The following is a 22,372-nucleotide window of genomic DNA, read 5'->3' on the forward strand; positions in this document are numbered from 1 at the left end:
CACCGGGACCGCCGCCCGGCCCGCCGCCCGGTCCGCCGCCGATGACGCCCTGCTCGCCGAGCAGGTCGCGGCACTCCTCCATGGCGGCGTCGAAGTCCGGATCCTCGGCGACGTCCTGGTCCAGCACCTCACCGCGCTCCGCGCTGCCCGGCGGCTGCGGGTCGGGGAAGTTCTCGACACCGTTCTCGCGCATGCACTCGGCCATCGCCAGCCGGTTCGCCATCATCTCGTCGCCGCCGCCCCCTTCCGGCGGCTCGGCGCGCAGTTGATCGCGGTACTCCTCGCACGCCGCCTCGGCCGCCTCCCGATCCGGATCGTTCATCGTCTCCGGGTCGATCTTCGTGCCGCCACTGGACTCGGGGTCGGGGAAGCTCTCGACGCCGTTGTCGCGCATGCACTGGGCGTGGGTGAGCGCGATGTCCTCGCGTTCCTCCTCACTCAAGGGCGTCTCGGACTCGGCGGGCTCCTCGTCGGTACTGCCCTCCGTGCTGCTCGACGGGCGATCGGCCGCGGCGATCCCGGTGTCGTCGTCGCCATCCGTGCCGCCGCAACCGGTCATCGTCAGTGCCAGCGCGGCCACCAAGGTCATCAGGATGGTGAGTCGTCGCATCGTGTCTCCTTCTGCCGGGTGGCCGGGAGACCGGCCACGGCACCAGAGAACGGCAGCGGCGGTTTCCCGGGCGTTTCCACCGTCCGCACGGCCGGCCTCGCGCCGCGTCAACAGAGAAGAAACAACGGCCGCGCGATAATGACCGCCATGCGAGTGCTGGTGGCCGAGGACGAGCCGCAGCTCGCCGGCGCGATCGCCGAGTGGCTGCGCGAGGACGCGCACGCCGTCGATGTCGTGCTGGACGGTGCCGCGGCGATGGAGCGGGCCTCCGTCAACGACTACGACGTCGTCGTGCTCGATCGTGACCTGCCGATCGTCCACGGTGACGACGTGTGCCGCGCGTTGGTCGCCGCCGGCAGCGCGACCCGGGTGCTCATGCTCACCGCGGCGGTCGCCGTCACCGATCGGGTCACCGGCCTGTCGCTGGGCGCGGACGACTACCTGACCAAGCCGTTCGCGCTGGCCGAGCTGGCCGCCCGCGTCCATGCGCTGGGCCGCCGTTCGCGGCCCGCGGCGCCGCCCGTGCTGCGCCGCGGCGGCATCGTCCTTGACCCGGCCCGGCACCAGACCTTCCGCGATGGCCGCTATGTCCCACTGTCGCGCAAGGAGTTCGGTGTCCTGGCCGAGCTGCTGCGTGCCGACGGCGGCACCGTCTCGGCAGAGCAGCTGCTGGAGAAGGTCTGGGACGAGCACGCCGACCCGTTCACGGCGGCGGTGAGGCTCGCCATCCTCAAACTGCGGCGCAAGCTCGGTGACCCACCCGTCGTCGAGACCGTCGCCGGTGTGGGATACCGGATCCGGTGATGGCGCGCGACCTGTCGCCACGCCGGCTGCTGCCACGCCGGCTCACCCTGCGGGCGCGGCTGACGCTGATCTACAGCGGGCTGTTCCTCATCGCCGGCCTGGTGCTGCTCGGGACGACCTACGCGCTGTTCAACGAACAGATCGGCCGCCCGGGTGGGCTGGTCGGCGAGCCGCGGGGGGAGACCGATGACCGTGCCCCGACCGCGTCGCCGTCGCCCGTCGTGGTGCCGCTCGACGTCCCCGAGGGCCAGCAGGTCCGGCTGCGGGAGTCCGCCGTGACCGCGCTGATCACCCAGGGCAGCATCGCGCTGGTCGTCGTCGGCGCGGCCGCGACGGGCTTCGGCTGGCTGGTCGCCGGCCGGGTGCTCGCCCCGTTGCACCGGGTCACCGACACCGCGGCGCGGATCGCCGCCGCGCCGGCCGCCGACCGGGGTCTGCACGAGCGCATCGCGCTGCGCGGTCCCGACGACGAGGTGAAGGACCTGGCCGACGCCTTCGACACGATGATCGAGCGCCTCGACCAGTCGTTCGAGGGCCAGCGCCGGTTCGTGGCGAACGCCTCCCACGAGTTGCGCACGCCGTTGGCGCTCAGCCGCGCGCTGATCGAGCTGGCCATGCGCCGCACGGACGGCTCGGCCGACGTGCACCGCCTCGGCGAGGACCTGCTGCAGATCAACGGGTCGCACGAGCAGCTGATCGGCGGGCTGCTGGTCCTCGCCGCCGCCGAGAACGACATCCCCGAACGCTTCGCGGTGGATCTCGCCGACGTGGTGACCCAGGTGGCCGAACAGGTCAAGGCGGCCGCCGCGGCGGCCGGCGTCGAGATCCGGGCCACGGCCGGCGAGGCGGTGACCGCCGGCGACGCGGTACTTCTGGAGCGGCTCGTGTACAACCTCGTCGAGAACGGGCTGCGGTACAACGTGCCCGGCGGGTGGGTCGAGGTCACCAGCGGCCCGGCCGGCGGCGCATCGGGCGGCGTCGAGGTCGTGGTGAGCAACACCGGGCCGGTCGTGCCACCGTACGAGGTCGCGCCGATGTTCGAACCCTTTCGCCGCCTCGGCGCGGACCGGCAGGTCGGCCAGCACGGCGCCGGCCTCGGCCTGTCCATCGTGCGATCCGTCGCCCACGCCCACGGCGGCACGGTCGCCGCGCACCCGCGCGAGGGCGGTGGACTCGTCGTCACGGCCACCCTGCCCGCCGCGCCCTCGTCGGCGTAGGCGGCGGGGTCAGGCCGACGGCGTCAGGCTGAGCAGCAGGCCGGCCGGCGCCGACGTGTCGAGGTCGATCCCGGCGGTGACGGCGGCGGCGGTCACCGTCCGCGTCGCGCCGGTCCACTCGTCGGTCAGCGTGTAGAGCGCGGCGCCGGGCCGGGGCGACGGGAACCACCGGGCCGGCGTCCCGGCGGACACCGGCGGCACCACGACGGCGGCCAGTTGCGCGCCGTCGTCGCGGCCGATGCCGACGGCGGGCAGCGCAGGCTCGGTCACGACGGCCTCGACGTGGCGGTCCAGCGACGGCGAGCGCCAGGCCCGGTACACCTCGGCGGCGCGCCGGACCAGCGCCCGGTGCTCGGGCCGCCAGCCGGCGACGTCGCCCATGACCACCCACGGCCCGCCGACCACGTACGGGGCCAACTGGCTGGTGGACGGCAGGTCCTCGTCGGACATGTACGCCGTGCACCACGACGACGGCAGGTACCGGCCCAGCCCGAGCTTGGCCACCCGGTTGAACTCCGAGCGGGCCCAGTCGTCGCCGATGGTGGTGTCATGGTGGGCCACCATGCGCAGGTCCACCGGGCGGCCGCCGTTCCAGCAGTTCTCCACCACCAGCGCCGGGTGCCGGGCGCGCAGCGCCGCCAGCGTCGCGTACCAGCCGGCCTCGCAGGCGTGCTCACCGGCGCCGGGGTCGTGGGTGTGCTCGGCCGAGTCGCACCGCGCGATCGTCTCGAAGTCGTGCAGCAGCCAGTCCACGCCCGCCTCCACCAGCGCCTCCAGCCGCGACTCGACGTAGGCGCGGGCCGGCTCGTGTCCGAGGCAGAGCACGTACGTGTCGTGCGACTGGATCACGGCGCGGCCGCGCCAGACCGCCCGCCACTCCGGGTGCTCGCGCAGCACCCGCGAGGACGGCGCCGCGTTGCCGGCCGCGCACCACAACCCGAACGCCACGCCGCGGGCGTGCACGGCGGCGGCCAGCGCGGCCAGTCCGCCGGAGTAGCCGGCGGCGGCGTTCCAGTCGCCGACCTCGTCCTCCCAGCCCTTGTCGACGGTCACGACGTCGACGCCCAGGTCGGCGGCCGCGTCGACGAACCGGGCCACCAGCTCGGGGGTGATCGCGGTGCCGAACCCCCAGGTGTCGGCGATCAGCGGCGGGGTCAGCGGTCCGTCCGGCCGGGCCGGGATCGCCGCCCGGACGGCTTCGCGCAGCCAGCCCTCGGCGACGTCGTGGTCGCCGGCGCCGGTCCGCAGCACCGCGGTGGGCGGTTCCGCCGGCGCCGACGGACTGAACGTCGCGGCCGGCAGTGACACCGTCAGCCGCAGCCCGCCCGGCTCGGCCCGCAGCGTCGTCAGCACCGTGCCGCTGTAGTCCTGCGCGAGCGCCAGCGCCAGACCGTCCGGCGAAGCGACGGTGAGCAGCCCCAGCCCGTCCTGGAACCGCGCGGAGCCGGCGGCGGGGACGCCCTGAGCCAGGTACCGGTGCGCCTGGTCGCCGGGCAGGCCGGGGAAGTCGAGGTCGGCACCGGCCTCGAGCGCCGCCGCGTCCGCCGTCGCGTATGGGCCGGACACGACCGTCACGCCGTCCGGCTGGACCGGCACCTCGACCGCCTCGAAGCCGCGGTCCGGCGCGTCCCAGCTGAACGGGCGGACCAGCCGGACGGTCGCGTCCTCGAACCCCGGCAGCAGCCGGTCCGGCCCGTTCGCCCGCAGTCGCTCGAAGCCCATACCGGTACCTTCCTCGCGCATCGCTTCGGGTCCGAATTGCAATCGTTACCAGAAATCCTTGGTACCGTACTTTACTGGCAGGGGAGGCTTGAGCTGGAATGGCTCTGGTATCAATTGCAGCGCGGTCGAGGACGACCGCACGGGAGGGGACATGCGAACTCGATTCGCGGCAACATGCGTGCTGGCCTTGGCGGCGACGACCGCGCTGGCGGCCTGTGGAAGTGACGACGACGGCGGGAACACCGGTGGCGACGAGAACGTGACCCTGACCGTCTGGGACCGCTCGATCCTGCGCCCGGAGTTCGGCCAGGACATCCTGGCCACCGCCTTCGAGGAGGCGCACCCGGGCGTGACTGTCGAGTACATCGAGCAGCCGTCCGACATCGCCCAGGCCGACCAGGCGTTCCGCTCGGCCAGCCTCGCCGAGGAGGGCCCGGACGTGGTCAGCCTCTACGCCGGCGGCATGGTGTCCAGCTTCGCGGACTTCCTCGAGCCGCTGGACGAGCACCTGAGCGACGAGGACATCGACGCCCTGGACGGGTGGGACACGGTCCGGCAGGGCTTCGACCCCGACGGCGCGCTGCTCGGCGTCCCGTTCGGCGCCGGCACCTACTTCGAGGTCTTCTGCAACACCCAGAACCTGGCCGCGGCCGGCGTCGACGCGTCCACGCCGCCCACCACCTGGCCGGAGTTCCTCGACTTCCTCGCCTCCATCCGCGACGGCGGTCAGTTGCCGGTCATGATGGGCAACCAGGAGGGCTACACCGGCGCCTGGGTGATGGCGGCGCTGGTCGGCGGCCAGATCGGCACCGACGGCTTCTTCGAGATGTACGCCGGCGATCGCCCCATCGACTCCGACGAGTTCGTCGAGGCGTACCAGGCCTACCAGGAGCTGTTCACCACCGACAGGCTGACCAACCCCGACGCCGGCTCGCTCACCAACGGCGACGGCGAGACCAAGTTCTTCAACGGCGAGGGCGCCTGCTTCATCTCCGGCGACTGGCAGGACGGCCCGCTGGACGAGAACCTCGGCGCGGAGAACGTCGTCACGTTCCCGATCCCGGTGCTCGACTCGTCGTCGAACGTCGGCGCGAAGGCCGGCGGCACCGCGTCCGCGCTCGCCGTGACGAACTACAGCGACAACAAGGACCTCGCGATCGAGTTCGTGAAGTTCGCGACCAGCAAGGAGATGCTGGACGCCTACGTCGAGGCGCTGCAGATCGAGCCGAGCAACCACGTCGACGCCGACGTCGAGCTGATCCAGAACCCGCTGCTGCGGACGCAGACCGAGGCCACCCAGGCGGCGTCGGAGCAGGGGCCGGAGTTCCTGATCTTTCCGTTCGATAGCATCATGCCACAACAGGTCAATGACCTGTTTTACCGTATGAACGCCGCCGTGGCCGGTGGGCAGACCTCGCCCGAGGACGCCGCCAGCCAGCTGCAGGCGGAGTACGAGAACTGGCAGCAGTCCCAGTAACCGGCGCCGAGGAGAGACCCGCATGCCCGACCATCCGGCCGACGACCTGACCGAGCGCGTGGCGCGGCTGACCCTGGAGCAGAAGGCCGACCTGCTGACCGGGGCCACGCCGTGGCTGACCAGGCCGTCGCCGGTGGCCGGGCTGCGGGCCATCGCGCTGTCCGACGGCCCGGCCGGCGTCCGCGGCACCCGCGACGTCGAGCCGCTGCCGTCAGCGGCGTTCCCGAACCCGACGGCGCTGGCCGCCACCTGGGACGTCGCCGCGGCCGAGCGGCTCGGCGCGGTGTTCGCGGCCGAGGCGCGCCGGCAGGACGTCGACGTCGTGCTGGCGCCGACGATGAACCTGCAGCGCACGCCGTACGGCGGGCGGCACTTCGAGAACTACTCCGAGGACCCGGTGCTGACGGCGGGCATCGCCGCCGCGCTGGTGGCGGCGATCCAGCGGCACGGCGTCGGCGCCACCCCGAAGCACCTGGTCGCCAACGAGAGCGAGACCGAGCGCACCAGCTACGTCGCCCGGGTCGACGAGGCGACGCTGCGCGAGGTGTACCTGGCGCCGTTCGAGGCGGTCGTCGAGGCCGGTGCGTGGACCGTCATGGCGGCGTACAACGGCCTGGACGACGGCGTCGAGGCCGCGCCGGCGACGGAGCACCGGCGGCTGCTGCGCTCGGTGCTCAAGGACGAGTGGGGTTTCGACGGCCTGGTGATGAGCGACTGGATGGCCGCCACCACGACCGTCCCGACGGCGCTGGCCGGGCTGGACCTGGTGATGCCCGGCCCGGACGGGCCGTGGAACGAGCGGCTGGTCGAGGCGGTCCGCCGCGGCGACGTCGACGAGGCCGAGGTCGATGACAAGGTGGTGCGGCTGCTCCGGCTGGCCGGGAGGGTCGGCGCGCTGGACGGCGCCACGCCGGCGCCGGCCCCGGACGTCGACGTGCGGTCCGAGCTGCGCACGCTGGCCGGCCGGGCGATGGTGCTGCTGCGCAACCGGTCCGAGACGCTGCCGCTGACGGCGCACGGGCTGGGTCGGGTCGCGCTGATCGGGCCGAACGCCGTCGAGCCGCACGTGCAGGGTGACGGCAGCGCGCACGTGAACCCCGAGCACGTCGTCACGCCGGCGGAGGGACTGCGCGCGGCGCTCGGCCCGGACGTCGTCGTCGAGGTGGAGCCGGGCTGCGACGCGCACACCGTCCACCCGACGCTGGCCGCGGACCTGCTGGCGTCGGCGTCCGTCGTCTATCTCGGCGCCGACGGCACCGAGCGCGGCGCCGGCCCGCTGGCCGGGCCGAGCGCCCGCATCGCGCCGCCGGACGCCGGCACCGTCGCCGCGCGGCTGCGGCTGGTCCTCGCGCTCGACGAGCCGGGGACGCACGACCTGGTCATCGGCGTGCTCGGCCGGCACCGCACCGCCGTCGACGGTGAGGCGGTCTGGACCCACGACGCCACGGCGACCGAGCACGAGGTGCTCACCGGCGTCAGCCACCACCCGCCCGGCGCGCCGCTGCTGATCGACGTCGCGCCCGGCGAGCGCCGCGAGGTGAACGTCGACGTCGAGGTGGAGATCCCGACGCTGGGCGACTTCGGCCGCTGGAGCGTGCTGGTCATCGGGCACCGGCCGCCGAGCCCGCCCGCGGACGAGCTGGTCGCGCGCGCCGTCGCCGCGGCGGAGCGGGCCGACGTCGCCGTCGTCGTGGTCGGCACGAACGACGAGACCGAGAGCGAGGGGTTCGACCGGCCGACGCTGGCGCTGGCCGGCGAGCAGGACGCGCTGGTCCGGGCCGTCGCGGCGGCGGCGCGGCGCACCGTCGTCGTGGTGAACTCCGGCTCGCCGGTGCTGCTGCCCTGGCTGGACGAGGTCGACGCGGTGCTGTGGGCCTGGCTGCCCGGTCAGGAGGCCGGGCACGCCCTGGCCGACGTGCTGCTCGGCGGCACCGAGCCGGCCGGCCGGCTGCCGTGGACGCTGCCGGCGTCGGAGGACGACCTGCCGGTGCGCGAAGTCGTGCCGGTCGACGGCGTCATCGACTACCGCGAGGCCGCGCTGATCGGGTACCGCGGCTGGGACGCGGCCGGCGCGGTCCCGGCGGCGCCGTTCGGCTTCGGCCTGGGCTACGGCGCCTGGCGGACGGTGTCGGTCAAGGGGCCCGCGGAGCTCGCGGCGGGCGAGCCGGCCGAGCTGACCGTCGAGGCGCACCACGACGGCGGCCGCACGTCGCGGCACGTCGTGCAGGTGTACCTGGAGCCGCCGGGCGCCGCCGCGGGTGACCGCCGACTGGCCGCGTTCGCCGTCGTCGAGGCCGGCCCGGACGCCGCGGCCACCGCGACGCTGACCGTCCCCGCGCGGGCGTTCCAGCGTTGGCGCGACGGCGGCTGGGCGACCGTGCCCGGCCGGTACGCGCTGGTCGTGGGCGGGCACAGCCGCGACGACGCCGCCGTCCGGCACGAGGTGGTCGTCGCGGGATGACGGCCCGGCTGGTCCGCTCCGACGACGAGGTCCGGCTGCTCGTCGGCGCGGAGCCGGTGCTGTCCGGCCCGGCCGCCGGGCTGGTGGACGCGGACGGCGCTGAGCCCGTGGCCGAGTGGTCGGCGACGCCGCTCACCGTCGGCGGCGTCTGGGAGCTGACCGTGACGGTGAGCAACCCGGGCGCCGTGCCAGTGACGGTGCGCCGGGCCGACCCGCTGCGGGCCCGGCTCGGCCCGGGGGAGTGGGCCGGGCTGCACTTCACGTCGGCGTGGGGCGCGGAGTTCGCCCCGGTGCGGACGCCGGACCTAGTCGGCGGCCTGGTCGTCGAGACCCGGTCCGGCCGGTCGTCGCACGGCGCGCATCCGTGGGTCGGGCTGGAGCGACCCGGCGCCGCCGTCATCGTCGCGCCGGCGTGGAGCGGCAACTGGCACATCACGCTGGATCCGTCCGGCGAGCTGACGGCGGGCATCTCGCCGTGGGAGTTCGCGCTGGAGCTGCCGCCGGGTGCGAGCTGGCGGGCGCCGTCGGTGGTGATCGCGGCCGGGCCGGACCTGGAGGCTGCCGCCGTCGCCCTGACCCGTGCGGTCGCCCGCGACCTGCTGCCCCGGCCACCCGGCGCGCTGCCGGTCGAGTGGAACCACTGGTGGCCCTATGAGGACGCCGAGATCGACGAGGCGACGTTCCTGGCCAACGCCGCGGTGGCCGCCTCGCTGGGGATCGAGGTGTGCACGCTGGACGCGGGCTGGTTCGGCCGCCCCGACGAGGGCAGCCGGTGGACCGACGAGCGCGGCGACTGGGACGAGGTCAACACCGCCCGGTTCCCGCACGGCCTGGCGGCGCTGGCCGGCGCGGTGCGTGAGCGCGGCGCCGGGTTCGGCGTCTGGGTGGAGGCGGAGGCGCTCGGCGCGGCGTCGCGGCTGCGGCGCGAGCACCCGGAGCTGGTCGCCACGCGCTCGGCGCCGGTCGAGCCCGTCGGCTACCGCGACACGACGGTCTCGCTGGACCCGGACGATCCGGCGTTCCTCGGCTACGTCTGCCTGGGCTCGCCGGCCGGCCGGGCCCACGTCGCGGCCGGGCTCGACGACGTCGTCGGCACGACCGGCGCGACCTGGCTGAAGCTGGACTTCAACGTCGACCCCGGCGCCGGCTGCGACCGCACCGACCACGGCCACGGCGCCGGCGACGGGCTGCTGCGGCACTACGAGGGCCTGTACGCGGTGCTCGACGCGTTCCGTCGCGACCATCCCGACGTCGTGCTGGAGGCGTGCTCGTCCGGCGGGCTGCGGATCGACCTCGGGCTGGCCCGGCACGTGCACTGCTTCTTCCTCTCCGACCCGGACTGGACCGAGCACCACCTGCAGGTGGAGTGGGCCGCCGGGCTGCTGCTGCCGCCCGTGGCGATGCTGCACTGGTCGTGGTCGCCGTGGCGGGGCGAGCACCCGGGCCAGGCGATCGACGTCGCCGCGCTCACGCCGGACGAGTTCGGCGCGACGCTGCTGGCGGCGTCGTTCCACCGGTTCGGCATCTCGCAGCGGCTGCCCGAGCTGCCCGGCCGGCTGCGCGCCCGGCTGGCCGAGCACGTCGAGCTGTACCGCGACGTCGTCGCCGAGTTCGTCCGCGACGGCACGCTGCACCGGCTGACCGGTCAGCCGCTGCGGGGCGGCGGCGGCCCACGTGAGGTCGCCACCCAGCTCAGCCTGGACGACGACCGGCACCTGCTGCGGGTGATCCGGCTGCCCGCGGACGGCGGCCCGCCGCGCCCCGGCGACACGGCGCCGGCGCCGCGCGGACTGCGTCCGGACCGCCGCTACTCGACCCGCCGGCTGGCCCCCGGACTGTGGCTGGTGGAACACTCCGGCGACTGAACGGCGCGGAACAGTAACAAATCCGACGCTGTCAAGGTCTTCTGCGCAGACGTCCGGCCGTCTAGTGTCTCGCTCATCATTTTCCGGTCCGCAGGCCGGCATCCAGGAACCTGTGCAGGAGGTTGCCCCGATGACGAGACGACCAACCAGGCGCGCCGTCGCCGCCGCCAGTGCCGGTGTGCTGGCGGCGACGTGTCTGCTGACCGTCCCCGCTCACGCGGCGAACGACGAGGTCACGATCCGCCAGCTGAACAAGCTGATCACCCTCGAGGCGGTCATGGGCCACCTGGAGGAGCTGCAGGAGATCGGCGACGACAACGGCGGCAACCGGGCCTCGGGCCTGCCGGGCTACGCGGCCTCCGTCGACTACATCGTCGAGCAGCTCGAGCAGGCCGGGTACACGCCGGAGGTCCAGGCGTTCCAGTTCGAGTACTTCGACGAGCGGTCCGAGCTGGAGCGGGTCACCCCGTCGCCGCGCACGTACGACGAGGGCAGCGAGTTCATCCGCGCCGACTTCGACTCCGGCGTGCCGCAGGGCGAGGCGACCGGCCCGCTGTTCCCGGCCGACCTGCGTCTCGACGCGCCCAGCCTGCCGGACAACACGTCGAACAGCGGCTGCGAGGCGTCCGACTTCGCCGGCATGGCGCCGGGCAGCGTCGCACTGGTCCAGCGCGGCTTCTGCGGTTTCAACGTCAAGGTGCTCAACGCCCAGGCCGCCGGCGCGGCCGCCGTCGTCGTGATGAACGAGGGCCAGGCGCCCGGCCGGGTCGGCCTGGTCGGGATGATCGGCGACGCCACCGGCCTCACCATCCCCGCGGTGTTCGCGACGTTCGACGCCGGCGCCAGCCTCGCCGCGACGCCCGGCGCCACCGTCCGCGTCAAGGTCGACTTCACCGCCGACACACGCACGACCTGGAACGTGCTGGCCGAGACCACCAAGGGCAACCCGGACAACGTCGTGATGGCCGGCGCGCACCTGGACAGCGTCCAGGAGGGCCCGGGCATCAACGACAACGGCAGCGGCAGCGCCGCGCTGCTGGAGACCGCCATCCAGATCAACCGGCAGAACCTCAAGAACCAGGTGCGCTTCGCCTGGTGGGGCGCGGAGGAGTCCGGCCTGCTCGGCTCGAACTTCTACGTGCCGAACCTGTCGCAGGCGGAGCGGGACAAGATCGCGCTCTACCTGAACTTCGACATGGTCGCCTCGCCCAACTACATGTTCGGCATCTACGACGGCGACAACTCCGGCGGCACCGCGGAGGAGGGCTTCATCCCGGAGGGCTCGGCGCAGATCGAGGACGTGTTCGAGCAGATCTACACCCGCCGGAACCAGCCGTTCAACGACAGCGAGTTCTCCGGCCGCTCGGACTACGGCGCGTTCATCGCCGCGGACATCCCGGCCGGCGGCCTGTTCACCGGCGCCGAGATCGGGAAGACCGAGGAGCAGGTGGAGATGTACGGCGGCCTGGCCGGCGTCGCGTTCGACCCGTGCTACCACTCGGCCTGCGACAACCTCACCGGCGAAGGCCAGGACGAGGCCGTCTACGACGCGCTGGCGGCGGAGTACGACCTCGTCGGCAACGTCAACACCGAGGCGCTGGACATCAACGCCGACGTGATCGGCTCGGCGGTGGTCACCTTCGCCTACGACACCTCCACGGTCAACGGCGTCAAGCCGCGTCGCTGACCACGCGCCTCTCGACCGGCGGCGATGCCGCTCATTCGGCGATCGGGTTCTCCCAGCGCGGCCCGGGGAACCTGGCGAAGTCGCCGTCGGTCGAGACAAGCGTCAGGCCGTGCTCGACGGCGCTGCTGGACCAAGGTCGGATCGGCATCCAGCCACTCGCCGACCTGGCGCGAGGCATCGTGCGCCGACTCCGGGGGAAAGAACTTCGGGTTGGTGACGAGGCGGACGAACGCCGGCTGGCTCTCCCGCGGCAGGCCGACTCGGCCGGTGCCGTTGAGCGCTGTGTCGAGTCCTCGGTGTCCTGCCTCGTGCTACAGATGGTCGCTGACGCGCGCTTCGAGAAGGATTTTGGCGCCGACGATGATCACGGGTGCAATCCGTCTTCGACCTGTTCGAGAACGTCAGCGACATCGTCCACTCCAGGCCGGCTGGGCTGCCCGAGCGTGACCGTGCGCGTGGCGAACACCTCGCGGCTGGTGGGTTTTGTCTGTGCGAGGCCCTTGCGGAGAGCGTCGTTGACGACATCGCGAAGCGTGGCTCCCCGCTCACGCCGGATGGTCTCGATCATCGTCGCGACGTCCGGGTCGAGAGTCAGTGTGATCCTCATGCATCAAAGCATGGCGCTGGTGACGTCATGATGCCTGGGCGATGGTGCGTGGACGCTCGACAGCCAGCGGAACGTCACCAGCAGCGCGACCACCAGCAGCACCAGCGTCAGCGGCAACAGCCCGTGGTGCCAGCGGGTCAGCGGATCCGGTAGCGCGGTGAAGCAGAGCGCGACGCTCAGCGCGATCAGCCCCCGCTGCCCCGCGAGCCCGGCACAGGCCGCCAGCAGCGCCAGCGCCCACGCCAGGTACCAGGCGTGGATGACCGGCGCGGCCAGGGCCAGCACCACCAGCGCGGCCCCGACCAGCGCGCCGGCCCGGCGCACCGGCGCCGACGGATGGCCGCCGCGGACCAGCAGCCAGCCGATCAGTACCGCGCCGGCGGCCGCGCACACCAGCCGGGACCCGTCCAGCAGCGCCCCGAAGTCCGTGGTCAGCGCCGTGCCCGCGTACACGACGGCGGCCAGCGCGGCCGGGACGGTGTACAGCGCGTCGACCTTGCCGGGCGTGTCGAGCGCCGCGATCCAGCCCCAGCCGTCCGGGACGGCGGCCGCCGCGACCAGCGTCACGGCGACAGTCACCGCCAGCACCCGTGCCGTACCGGCGAGCCGGCGGTCCGGCTGCCGGAACCGGGCCCACAGCACGTAGCCCACGAGCACCAGCCCGGGCAGCTTCAGCGCGAACGCGATAGCCGCGGCCAGCGCCGCCAGCGACCACCAACGTCGCCGCACCGCCAGCAGCACGACCGGCGCCAGCGCGCCGACCAGCACGTCCAGGTGCACGCCGCCGACCAGGTGCAGCACGACGATCGGGTTCGCCGCGACCAGCGCCACGGTGGCGGCGCGCGCGTCCGGCCGCGCCAGCCGCACGGCGGCGATCGTCGCGATCAGCACCGCGACGATCGCCAGCACCCGCAGCAGCAGCACGAACGGCACCGGCTCGGCGTCGGTGACGTCGGCGGACCAGCCCAGCAGCCGCAGCGACAGCGGACCGTACGGCGCCGGCGTCATCCGCCAGACCGGCGCGACCGGGTCCAGCAGCGGACCGGCGCCGAACACGATCGGGCCGGTCAGGTACGGGTCGATGCCGACGTTGAGCAGCTGGCCCTGCGCGACGTAGGAGTACGCGTCCAGGCTGAGGATCGGCTGGGCCAGCAGCACCGGCGCCGTCCAGGCGGCCGCCGTCCGCGCCACCCACCGCACGTCGACGACGCCGTCGCGGGCCAGCAGGTACAACCGGACGAACGCCAGCGACAGTCCGGTGATCGCGACGATCGCCAGGACGCTCCAGGCCGGCCGCCCGGTGTCGGCGGCGCGCCACAGCCCGAGCGGCCCGTCCGGCAGGATCACGCCAGGAATCGGCCCGGCCAGCGTGACGGACACGGCGACCGTCACGGACGCGACCGCACCGGCCACCAGCGTGGCCCTCGGCGACGTGATGGCGATCATCACCCGATACGTAGCCAGACGTCGGCGTGGAGCGGACGGCCCTTCGATGAACGGCGCCGGGCGGCGCGGTGAACGGTGGTGTGGGGCGGCTGGTTCGTGGAGCCGGCCGCTGGCCTCCGTAGGTGGTCGCCCTTTCCGGGCGGATTTCTTACGCCGGCTCCACGAACCACCCGCCCCACACCCGCTGGTCCGCGCGGGTCAGGGCCGCCGTGCGGGCAGCGTGACCGTGACCGTCAAGCCTCCGCCGGGGCGGGGGACGGCGGTTGCGTCGCCGTCGTGGGCACGGGCGACGGCGCGGACGATCGACAGGCCGAGGCCGAAGCCGCGGTCCGGTCCCGCGCGCCGGTCGCCGAGCCGGCGGAACGGCTGGAACAGCACCTCGACCTCGTCGGCGGGGACGGCCGGGCCGGTGTTCGCGACGACCAGCGAGACCGTGCCGTCGCCGGGGGCCGTCGACACCGACAGCCAGCCGCCCGGGGCGTTGTGGCGTATGGCGTTCTCGACCAGGTTCTGCGTGAGCCGCTCCAGCAGGATGGGGTCGCCGCTGGTGGCAGCCGGTGGTAGCGGGCCGAGCCGCACCTTGACGCCGGCCTGGGCCGCGTCGGCGGCCGCCTGTTCGACCACGTGCGTGGCGAGGGACGCGAGGTCGACCGGGGAGCGGTCGGTGACGGCGTGCTCGCTGTCGGCCAGGGTGAGCAGGCCGTCGATGAGCCGTTCGTGGCGCTGGTTGACCGCCAGCAGCGCCGTGCCCAGCCGCCGGGTCTCCTCGGACGCGCCGGCCTCGGTCACCGCGAGCTCGACCAGCGCGCGGTTGAGGGCGAGCGGCGTGCGCAGCTCGTGCGAGGCGTTGGCGACGAACCGGCGCTGGCCGTCGAACGAGCGGTCCAGCTGCTCCAGCATGTCGTCGAACGTGTCGGCGAGCCGTTTCACCTCGTCGTCGGGGCCGCTGAGCGCGATGCGTTCGTGCAGGCCACGGGCGCCGCCGCCGCGGGCGATTCGCCGTGCGGTCCGGGTGATGGCGTTGAGCGGGCGCAGCGCGCGGCCGGTGACCAGCCAGCCGCCGGCCGCGGCGACCGCGCCGACGACCAGGAGCGCCACCGCGCCCTGCGTCAGCAGCGACTCCAGCGCGGTGTCCTGCAGCGCCTGCTGCTGGGCCTGCACCTGGGCGACCACCTCGTCGACGTTGCCGCTGACGGCGGCCGACGCGCGCAGCGACGCGAGGTCGGACGAGTCGCGGCCGGGGTCGGTGATCGACTCCAGGCTCTGCCGCACCAGCAGGTACGTCACGGCCAGGACCAGCGCGCCGGCCAGCACGAACAGGCCGCCGTAGAGCGCCGTCAGTCGCAGCCGCAGGGTCCAGCGGGTCACGGCAGCCGGTATCCCGCGCCGGCCACCGTCTCGACGACCGGCGGCTCGCCGAGTTTGCGCCGCAGCTTCATCATCGTCACCCGTACGACGTTGGTGAACGGGTCGATGTTCTCGTCCCACGCCTTCTCCAGCAGTTGCTCGGCGCTGACGACGGCGCCGTCGGCGCGCAGCAGCTCGGTGAGCACGGCCAGCTCCTTGTTGGCCAGCGTGACCGGCCGGCCGTCGCGGGTGACGGAGCGGCGGGCGGGGTCGACCCGGATGCCGGCCCGCTCCAGCACCGGCGGCGCGGCCGGCCGGGCCCGGCGCAGCAGCGCGTGCACCCGGGCGGACAGCTCGGCGAACGCGAACGGCTTGGTCAGGTAGTCGTCGGCGCCCAGCCCGAGGCCGGCGACGCGGTCGCGGATGCCGGCGGACGCCGTCAGCATGAGGATGCGTGGCGGCTCGGCGCCGGACTCGAGGATCCGCCGGCACACGTCGTCGCCGTGGGTGCCGGGCAGGTCGCGGTCGAGCACGACGACGTCGTAGCCGTGCACGCCGAGTCGCTCGAGCGCGGCGTCGCCGTCGTAGGCGAGGTCGACGGCGAACGACTCGCGCCGCAGCCACTCGGCCACCGCGTCGGCCAGGATCCGTTCGTCCTCGACCACGAGAATCCGCATGCTCCCATGGTCACCTACTCCGTGTAACCCGCGCATAACTAGTCACGCCCTGGTTATGTGCCGGCCGCTTCGCTGGACTCATGATGACTCGACAGATGACGATGACCGTGGCGTTCCTGCTGCTCGGCGTGGCCGGACTGGGCGCCTGCAGCGACGACGGCGACGCGCCGGAGGTCGCGACGGCGCAGACGGAGACGGACGCGCCGAGCGTCGCGCTGACGGCCGGGCCGGACGACGAGCCGAGTACCGAGCCGGGGCCGCTGGCGTTCACCCAGTGCATGCGCGACAACGGGATCGACATGGCCGACCCCGATCCGACCACCGGGCGGCCGCAGGTCGGCGAGGGCGTCGACCCGGACTCGCCGGCCTACCAGGACGCGATGGAGGCGTGCGCGGACCTGCTGGGCGAGGGCGCCGCGCTGTCCGAGCCGGACCCGGCCGAGCTGGACCAGTACCAGGCCTTCGCCGAGTGCATGCGCGACAACGGGCTGCCGGAGTTCCCCGACCCGCAGCCGGGCGGCCAGGGCCTGTTCGACGGGATCGACCGCACGAACCCGGGGTTCCAGGCGGCGCTGGAGGCCTGCCAGGACGTGCTGCCCGCGGGCGGTGACCAGTGAGACCGCGGCGGATCCTGGTGCCGCTCGGCGTCGCGGCGGTGATCGCCGCGGGTGCGCTGGTGGCGCGGGGCATCGGCGGCGGCGCCGCGCCGGACGGCGACGGACCGGACGGCCTGCCGCCGGCCACGGCCACCGTCACGACCACCGATCTCACCCAGACCGTGCAGGTGCCGGGCGTGCTCGGCTACGGCACGCCGGTGGAGCTGCCGGCCAAGTCCGACGGCGGCACGCTCACCTGGATCGCGGCGCCGGGCAGCGTCGTCGGCCAGGGTCAGCCGGTGTACGCCGTCGACGGCGAGCCGGTCGTGCTGATCCACGGCACCGTGCCGCCGTACCGGACGCTCGAACCCGGCGTCACCGGCCCGGATGTCGCCCAGCTGGAGTCGGCGCTGGCCGCGCTCGGCTACACCGGGTTCAAGGTCGACGACGAGTACCACGGTTCCACGGCGGACGCGGTGGAGGAGTGGCAGGACGACCTCGGCGTCGAGGAGACCGGGACCGTCGGCACGGACGAGATCGTCGTCGCGGCCGCGGACATCCGCGTCGCCGTGCCGGCGCTGGTCCCCGGCGCCACGCTCGGCGGCAACGCGCCGGTGCTGACGTACACCGGGACCACGCCGGTGGTCGTCGTCGGGCTGGACCCGGCGCAGCAGCACCTCGTCGCGCCCGGCACGGCGGCCACCGTGCTGCTGCCGGACGGGACCAGCGCGGCCGCGACGGTGTCCGCCGTCAGCCCGGTGGCCACGGCGGTCGACACCGGCGACCCGGCCACCAGCTCGGCCGTCATCGACGTGACGCTGGCGCTGGCCGACCCGGCGGTGGCCGGCGCGCTGGACTCCGCGCCGGTGGACGTCGGCCTGGTGGCCGCGGAAGTGCAGGGCGTGCTCGCGGTCCCGGTCGGCGCGCTGGTCGCGCTGGCCGAGGGCGGCTACGCGGTGCAGGTCGTCGACGGCGCGGACACCGAGTTCGTGCCGGTCGAGACCGGCATGTTCGCGTCCGGGCTGGTCGAGGTCAGCGGTGCGGGCATCGAGGACGGCACCGTCGTGGGGGTGCCGGCATGAGCATCGTCGAGCTGAGCGACGTCGCCAAGGCATACCCGGGCGGCGTGCACGCGGTCCGCGGCGTCACGCTGACGATCCAGCCGGGCGAGCTGGTCGGCATCGTCGGCCCGTCCGGATCGGGGAAGTCGACGATGCTCAACGTCATCGGCACCCTGGACCGGCCGACGTCGGGGGAGGTGCGCATCGCCGGGCACCGGATCGCCGGGCTGACCGACCGGCAGCTGTCGGCATTGCGGGCCCGGGCCATCGGCTTCGTGTTCCAGCAGTTCCACCTCACGACCGGCGTGGCCGCGCTGGACACCGTCGCCGACGGGCTGTTGTACGCGGGCGCGTCGCGGTCGCGGCGGCTGCGGCGCGCGGAGGAGGCGCTGGAGCGGGTCGGGCTGGCGCACCGGCTGCGGCACCGGCCGCACGAGCTGTCCGGCGGGGAGCGCCAGCGCGTCGCCATCGCCCGCGCCGTCGTCGGCGGGCCGGCGCTCCTGCTGGCCGACGAGCCCACGGGCAACCTGGACTCGGTGGCCGGCGCCGGCGTGATGGACCTGCTGCGCGGGCTGAACGCGGCCGGCACGACGGTCGTGATCATCACGCACGACCGCGAGATCGCCGCCGCGCTGCCGCGCCGGGTGGAGATGCGCGACGGGCGGGTGACGTCGTGAGCGCCGCCGCGACGCTGCGGCCGGCCCGGCTGCGGCCGGCCGACGTCGTGCACACCGGCGGCGCCGGGCTGCGGTCCCGGCCGACCCGGGTGGTGCTGTCGGCGCTGGGCATCGCGATCGGCATCGCCGCGATGATCGCCGTCGTCGGCATCTCCACGTCCAGCCGCGAGGAGCTGAATCGCCAGCTCGACGCGCTGGGGACCAACCTGCTCTCGGCCGGCCCCGGCCAGGACCTGTTCGGCGCGGACGCCCAGCTGCCGGCCGAGTCGGTCGGGATGGTCGGGCAGATCGGGCCCGTGACCTCGGTGACGGCGATCGGCGTCGTCCCGGACACCGCGGTCTACCGCAACGACCTCATCCCGTCCGGCGAGACCAACAGCCTCGCCGTCCTCGCCGCCGACCTCGCCCTGTTGGACACCGTAGCGGCGACGGTCGCCAGCGGCGCCTTCCTCGACGCGGCGACGGCGCAGTACCCGGCGGTCGTGCTGGGCGCGACGGCGGCGGAGCGGCTCGGCGTCGGCGCGGCCGGGCCGGAGCAGACGGTGTGGCTGGGCGGCCAGTGGTTCACCGTCACGGGAATCCTCGACCCGGTGCCGCTGGCGCCCGAGCTGGACACGTCGGCGCTGGTCGGCTGGCCGGTCGCCGAGGCGCTGCTCGGGTTCGACGGGCTGCCGACCACGGTGTACGCCCGGGCGGCCGACGGCGCCGTCGAGGACGTGCAGGCGGTGCTCGCGGCGGCGGCGAACCCGGCGGCCCCGCACGAGGTCGACGTCGCCCGCCCGTCGGACGCGCTGGTCGCCCAGGCCGCGGCCGACAGCACCCTCAACGCACTGCTGCTCGGCCTCGGCGCGGTCGCGCTGCTGGTCGGCGGCGTCGGTGTGGCGAACACGATGGTGATCTCGGTGCTGGAGCGGCGCGCCGAGATCGGGCTGCGGCGCTCGCTCGGCGCCACCCGCGGGCAGATCCGGGTGCAGTTCGTCTGCGAGGCGCTGCTGCTGTCGGCCTTGGGCGGGGTGGCGGGCGTGCTGGCCGGGATCGGCGTCACCGCGGCCTACGCGACGGCGCAGGGCTGGCCGGTCGTCGTGCCCGTCTGGGCGATGGCCGGCGGGGTCGGCGCGACGCTGCTCATCGGCGCGCTGGCCGGCCTGTACCCGGCGATCCGCGCCGCCCGCCTCGCCCCGGCGCTGGCCCTGACCGCCCCCTGACCTCGCCCCGGCCGGGAATGATCACGTTAACCATGCGTGCTCCCGCTTCCCCAGGAAAGCATGCCTGGGGAAGCGGGAGCACACCAACTTCACGTGATCATTTCCAGGGCGGTCAGTCCACCTCCTCCGACAGCGCCAGCGTGCCGTCGTCGGTGATGAACGCCACCAGGGCGGTGAGGTCGCCGGACCCGCCGGTCACCGGCACGTCGAGCGTCGTCCGGCCGGAGCCGACCTCCACCGACGTCTGGCCGACCACGCTCTCGCCGTCCCAAAGGAAGACGTTCGCCTGGCCCGCCGACCGGGTCCGCAGTTGCACCTCGACGGTGTCGCCGGAGGCCTCCGCCGACGTGATCGACGCGGTGCGCGACGGCAGCCGTGGCCCGCCGCCGAGACCGACGCCGTCCTCGGCGGACTGCGCGATGCTCTGCGGCGAGTTCACGCTCAGCGCCGCCGTGTCGGGCATGATCGGCTCGACCGGATCGGAGCCCGCGTCGGCCAGCCCCGGCAGCGTCGCCAGTGCCCACCGGAACGGGTCGGCCTGCACGCCGTTGAACGTCGACCAGCCGATCCGTGTCTGGCCGGTCTTGTCCTGCGTGTCCGAGTCGTAGACCAGCACGTTCAACCCCATCCGCTCGGGGTCGACGTTGTCGGGCAGCACGTCGAACGGGATCTTCGCCTCGACGGTGTACCCGGTGTAGCCCTGAGCGGCGGTGGCGCCGCCCGCGCAGGCCGCACACCCGCAGGAGCCGCACGAACCAGCGTGGCCGCTCTGGCTCCGGCTAGCGCCCATCACCGCGGCTACCTCCATGCCCGGCGCGGTCTCGGCGCCCGGTCCCTGGCGGTTGTCGGCGTCACGCTGGAAGCACGCGTCGCCCTCCACGGTGGTCGGGAAGATGCCGGTCTTGAACGTCGTCGACGTGTTCGACGAGGTGCCGCGCGGGTCGACGGTGATCTCGACGGAGTCGGTGCGCCAGTGCCGCTTGCAGTCCTCCAGCGGCAGCACGGTGCCCAGGACGTCGTCGGTGACCTCGACGAGCACGTACAGCGCGTCATCGGTGTAGCTCACGCGGGTCGTCGAGGACGCGTCCTCGGCCGGCGCCGCCTGGCCCTCCCACATCGTGGAGGAGTCGATGACCTCGCCCGGGTACTCGCCCTCGCCCGCGACGCCGTCGATCGTCGGCGCGGTGGACACCTGCGGGACCGTCGTCGTCGGCACGAGCTCGAGCGTGGCGTTCGTCGTGTCGGTGCCCGAGCCGAAGTCGGTGACGATCTGGAACGGGTAACCGCCGCCCGGCGCCCGGTTCGACGTCGGCAGAGCGGTGTCGGTGTTCGTGACGTCGAAGGTCACCGTGGTCGACTCGCCCGGCGCCAGGCCCGAGAACGGCACGGACGCCGGCGACGCGGTGAAGCCGTCGGCCAGGTCGAGCGTGACCGAGCCGGCGGCCGGCGTCAGGCCGTCGTTGGTGACGTCGACGGAGACCGGCTGGGTGCGGCCGGTGCCCACCGACGCGATCGGCGCGATCAGGCTGACCAACTTCGGCAGGTCGACGTCGGCGGTCCAGCCGGCGAACACCTCGGCCTCGGGACGCTGCGCGAGGTCGCCGCGCACGGCCGGCGTGGTCTCCACGGCGGCCTCGTTGGAGCCGCTGCCGGACCGGGTGTCCAGGGTCGCCGTCAGCGCCACCCGCTGACCGGGCGCTGCGTCGGCCGGCGGGGTGACGGTCACGTCGACGCTGACCTCCTGGCCCGGGCGAAGCGTGCGGGGGAGTGCGCCGGACGGCACCGTCGCGGTCCAGCCGTCCGGACCGGACACCGTCAGCGCCGGCTGCACCAGCGGCTTGCGGGCCGGCGCCTTGACCTGCACTGTCGCGGTGAACGACTCGCCCGGCAGCACGTAGAACGGATCCGGGTCGATGGTGAGCTCGGTGCCGAGCGGCAGCCCGCCCTCGATGGGCAGCAGCGCGCCCTGCAGCGCGGCGGTCGGGCCCGCGGTGGTCGCCGGGTACGGCGTCCGGCTGGCGATCAGCGTGAACCAGTCGCAGCCGTTCTGCTCCGGGTCCGTCGGCGGCGGCGGGAACACCGCCCAGCCCTGGCTGACGTACTCCCACTGCGACTTCCGCTCGCGCAGCGCCCACAGCTCGCCGGTCTCCTCCGACACCCGGCCCTGCCAGACGCCGAACACGCGGTCGGTCGTATCCGCCGGCGTGTACGGCGTGGTCTCACAGGCCGAGCCGGTGACGCCGGTGCCGGTGGCGCCGCCGCGCAGGATCCGCGAGACCCGCCAGGTCGACAGGCCCTCCTCGGACAGCTGCTCCGGGAACGCCTCGGGGTCGGCGGCGGCCTCGTAGGCCTCGACGGCCAGGCGCGCGGCCTGCTGGTGGTGGCCGTGGTTTCCGGAGGTCGGCGACGGGTTCATCGTGACGATGACCTCGGGCCGGGTGGAACGGACGACCCGCACCACTCGCTCCAGCGCGTCGTCGCCCCAGACCTGGTCAGACAGCGGTGCGCTGGCGTTGTAGAAGAAGTCGAGCTCGTCGAGGTTGTAGACGTTGTCGACGCCGGCGTTGCCGACGGCGCGGCGCTCCTCGGCCTCGCGCAGCATGCCGAGCTCCGGGCCCTCCTCGAGACCGACGGCGTTCCCGCCGCCCTCGCCGCGGGTGACCGTGATGACGCCGGCCTGGATGTCGTCGTACTCATTCCACTGACCGAACGCCGAGAGCGATCCCGCCTCGTCGTCCGGATGTGCGCCGATGTACAGCACGTCGAGGTCGACGGCGTCGGTCTTCGGGGCGGGCGTTCCCGATGCGGCCGGTGCGGCGGCCGCGGGAAGCGTCGCCGCGAGGAGAGCTGCGGTGGCGGCTGCAGCAGCGGGTCTGGCTGCTCGCATGGTGACTCCTCTCGAGTGGTGACGGG

At 74.0% G+C, this 22,372-nt stretch carries 17 protein-coding genes; 10 read left to right on the plus strand and 7 right to left on the minus strand.

The genetic code is table 11. From position 1 onward, the window contains the following. On the minus strand, nucleotides 1-610 hold a 610-nt coding region (locus tag C1I92_RS26585; protein WP_111257652.1), incomplete at its 3' end, for a hypothetical protein. Nucleotides 611-757: 147 nt separating this feature from the next. Here C1I92_RS26585 and C1I92_RS26590 point away from each other — a divergent pair. Together C1I92_RS26590 and C1I92_RS26595 are read left to right on the plus strand one after the other, a co-directional pair. Then, nucleotides 758-1,414, plus strand: a complete 657-nt coding sequence (locus C1I92_RS26590) for a response regulator transcription factor (protein ID WP_111257653.1) — start codon at nucleotides 758-760, stop codon at nucleotides 1,412-1,414. Then, nucleotides 1,414-2,631 carry a sensor histidine kinase gene (locus C1I92_RS26595; protein WP_111257654.1) on the plus strand — a complete coding sequence of 406 codons (1,218 nt, stop codon included), beginning with the start codon at nucleotides 1,414-1,416 and terminating at the stop codon, nucleotides 2,629-2,631. The genes C1I92_RS26590 and C1I92_RS26595 overlap by 1 nt, the downstream gene beginning before the upstream one ends. Nucleotides 2,632-2,640: 9 nt before the next feature. Here the strand turns inward: C1I92_RS26595 and C1I92_RS26600 are convergent, their stop codons facing one another. Further along, nucleotides 2,641-4,353 carry an alpha-galactosidase gene (locus tag C1I92_RS26600; protein ID WP_111257655.1) on the minus strand — a complete coding sequence of 571 codons (1,713 nt, stop codon included), beginning with the start codon at nucleotides 4,351-4,353 and terminating at the stop codon, nucleotides 2,641-2,643. A gap of 151 nt (nucleotides 4,354-4,504) precedes the next feature. On the opposite strand from C1I92_RS26600, the gene C1I92_RS26605 reads away from it, so the two are divergent. From C1I92_RS26605 to C1I92_RS26620, 4 genes are all read left to right on the plus strand, one after another. After that, the gene (locus tag C1I92_RS26605; protein ID WP_111257656.1) at nucleotides 4,505-5,830 is read left to right on the plus strand and encodes an ABC transporter substrate-binding protein; all 1,326 of its coding nucleotides are present in this window, start codon (nucleotides 4,505-4,507) and stop codon (nucleotides 5,828-5,830) included. Nucleotides 5,831-5,852: 22 nt separating this feature from the next. Beyond that, nucleotides 5,853-8,291: a beta-glucosidase family protein gene (locus C1I92_RS26610; RefSeq protein WP_111257657.1), complete on the plus strand. Its 2,439-nt coding sequence runs from the start codon at nucleotides 5,853-5,855 to the stop codon at nucleotides 8,289-8,291. Then, nucleotides 8,288-10,156, plus strand: a complete 1,869-nt coding sequence (locus C1I92_RS26615) for an alpha-galactosidase (RefSeq protein WP_111257658.1) — start codon at nucleotides 8,288-8,290, stop codon at nucleotides 10,154-10,156. The genes C1I92_RS26610 and C1I92_RS26615 overlap by 4 nt, the downstream gene beginning before the upstream one ends. A gap of 130 nt (nucleotides 10,157-10,286) precedes the next feature. Beyond that, complete coding sequence (locus C1I92_RS26620) at nucleotides 10,287-11,843, plus strand: M28 family metallopeptidase (RefSeq protein ID WP_111257659.1); 1,557 nt, start codon at nucleotides 10,287-10,289, stop codon at nucleotides 11,841-11,843. A gap of 364 nt (nucleotides 11,844-12,207) precedes the next feature. Here the strand turns inward: C1I92_RS26620 and C1I92_RS26625 are convergent, their stop codons facing one another. The 4 genes from C1I92_RS26625 to C1I92_RS26640 form a co-directional block, all read right to left on the minus strand. Next, on the minus strand, nucleotides 12,208-12,450 hold the full coding sequence (locus tag C1I92_RS26625) for a hypothetical protein (protein WP_111257660.1): 243 nt from the start codon (nucleotides 12,448-12,450) through the stop codon (nucleotides 12,208-12,210). A 3-nt stretch (nucleotides 12,451-12,453) separates the two neighbouring features. Next, the gene (gene mptB, locus C1I92_RS26630) at nucleotides 12,454-13,896 is read right to left on the minus strand and encodes a polyprenol phosphomannose-dependent alpha 1,6 mannosyltransferase MptB (RefSeq protein ID WP_111257661.1); all 1,443 of its coding nucleotides are present in this window, start codon (nucleotides 13,894-13,896) and stop codon (nucleotides 12,454-12,456) included. A 198-nt stretch (nucleotides 13,897-14,094) separates the two neighbouring features. Continuing rightward, a complete protein-coding gene (locus C1I92_RS26635; RefSeq protein ID WP_111257662.1) occupies nucleotides 14,095-15,264 on the minus strand; it encodes a sensor histidine kinase in 1,170 nt (389 codons plus the stop codon). Then, complete coding sequence (locus tag C1I92_RS26640) at nucleotides 15,261-15,920, minus strand: response regulator transcription factor (RefSeq protein ID WP_199521619.1); 660 nt, start codon at nucleotides 15,918-15,920, stop codon at nucleotides 15,261-15,263. Before C1I92_RS26640 ends, C1I92_RS26635 begins: the two co-directional genes overlap by 4 nt. Nucleotides 15,921-16,015: 95 nt before the next feature. Between C1I92_RS26640 and C1I92_RS26645 the strand changes: the two genes are divergently transcribed. The 4 genes from C1I92_RS26645 to C1I92_RS26660 are packed head-to-tail and all read left to right on the plus strand — an operon-like array spanning nucleotide 16,016 to nucleotide 19,459. Continuing rightward, a complete protein-coding gene (locus tag C1I92_RS26645) occupies nucleotides 16,016-16,537 on the plus strand; it encodes a hypothetical protein (RefSeq protein WP_111257663.1) in 522 nt (173 codons plus the stop codon). Next, nucleotides 16,534-17,598 carry a peptidoglycan-binding domain-containing protein gene (locus C1I92_RS26650; protein WP_111257664.1) on the plus strand — a complete coding sequence of 355 codons (1,065 nt, stop codon included), beginning with the start codon at nucleotides 16,534-16,536 and terminating at the stop codon, nucleotides 17,596-17,598. Before C1I92_RS26645 ends, C1I92_RS26650 begins: the two co-directional genes overlap by 4 nt. Continuing rightward, nucleotides 17,595-18,254, plus strand: coding sequence for an ABC transporter ATP-binding protein (locus C1I92_RS26655; protein WP_111257665.1), 660 nt, complete (start codon nucleotides 17,595-17,597; stop codon nucleotides 18,252-18,254). Before C1I92_RS26650 ends, C1I92_RS26655 begins: the two co-directional genes overlap by 4 nt. After that, nucleotides 18,251-19,459 carry an ABC transporter permease gene (locus tag C1I92_RS26660; RefSeq protein ID WP_111257666.1) on the plus strand — a complete coding sequence of 403 codons (1,209 nt, stop codon included), beginning with the start codon at nucleotides 18,251-18,253 and terminating at the stop codon, nucleotides 19,457-19,459. The genes C1I92_RS26655 and C1I92_RS26660 overlap by 4 nt, the downstream gene beginning before the upstream one ends. Before the next feature lie 112 nt (nucleotides 19,460-19,571). Here C1I92_RS26660 and C1I92_RS26665 read toward each other — a convergent pair whose 3' ends face one another. Beyond that, the gene (locus C1I92_RS26665) at nucleotides 19,572-22,346 is read right to left on the minus strand and encodes a sugar-binding protein (RefSeq protein ID WP_111257667.1); all 2,775 of its coding nucleotides are present in this window, start codon (nucleotides 22,344-22,346) and stop codon (nucleotides 19,572-19,574) included. Nucleotides 22,347-22,372 lie beyond the last annotated feature (26 nt).

It is taken from the genome of Jiangella anatolica, from assembly GCF_003236295.1.
In the GTDB taxonomy this organism is placed as follows: Bacteria; Actinomycetota; Actinomycetes; order Jiangellales; family Jiangellaceae; genus Jiangella; species Jiangella anatolica.

Excerpts from the sequence above, each read along its gene's own strand:
- C1I92_RS26590 (WP_111257653.1), top strand. The coding sequence starts at position 758 with ATGCGAGTGCTGGTGGCCGAGGACGAGCCGCAGCTCGCCGGCGCGATC.
- C1I92_RS26595 (WP_111257654.1), top strand. The coding sequence starts at position 1,414 with ATGGCGCGCGACCTGTCGCCACGCCGGCTGCTGCCACGCCGGCTCACC.
- C1I92_RS26600 (WP_111257655.1), bottom strand. The coding sequence starts at position 4,353 with ATGGGCTTCGAGCGACTGCGGGCGAACGGGCCGGACCGGCTGCTGCCG.
- C1I92_RS26605 (WP_111257656.1), top strand. The coding sequence starts at position 4,505 with ATGCGAACTCGATTCGCGGCAACATGCGTGCTGGCCTTGGCGGCGACG.
- C1I92_RS26610 (WP_111257657.1), top strand. The coding sequence starts at position 5,853 with ATGCCCGACCATCCGGCCGACGACCTGACCGAGCGCGTGGCGCGGCTG.
- C1I92_RS26615 (WP_111257658.1), top strand. The coding sequence starts at position 8,288 with ATGACGGCCCGGCTGGTCCGCTCCGACGACGAGGTCCGGCTGCTCGTC.
- C1I92_RS26620 (WP_111257659.1), top strand. The coding sequence starts at position 10,287 with ATGACGAGACGACCAACCAGGCGCGCCGTCGCCGCCGCCAGTGCCGGT.
- C1I92_RS26625 (WP_111257660.1), bottom strand. The coding sequence starts at position 12,450 with ATGAGGATCACACTGACTCTCGACCCGGACGTCGCGACGATGATCGAG.
- mptB (WP_111257661.1), bottom strand. The coding sequence starts at position 13,896 with ATGATCGCCATCACGTCGCCGAGGGCCACGCTGGTGGCCGGTGCGGTC.
- C1I92_RS26640 (WP_199521619.1), bottom strand. The coding sequence starts at position 15,920 with ATGCGGATTCTCGTGGTCGAGGACGAACGGATCCTGGCCGACGCGGTG.
- C1I92_RS26645 (WP_111257663.1), top strand. The coding sequence starts at position 16,016 with ATGACGATGACCGTGGCGTTCCTGCTGCTCGGCGTGGCCGGACTGGGC.
- C1I92_RS26655 (WP_111257665.1), top strand. The coding sequence starts at position 17,595 with ATGAGCATCGTCGAGCTGAGCGACGTCGCCAAGGCATACCCGGGCGGC.
- C1I92_RS26665 (WP_111257667.1), bottom strand. The coding sequence starts at position 22,346 with ATGCGAGCAGCCAGACCCGCTGCTGCAGCCGCCACCGCAGCTCTCCTC.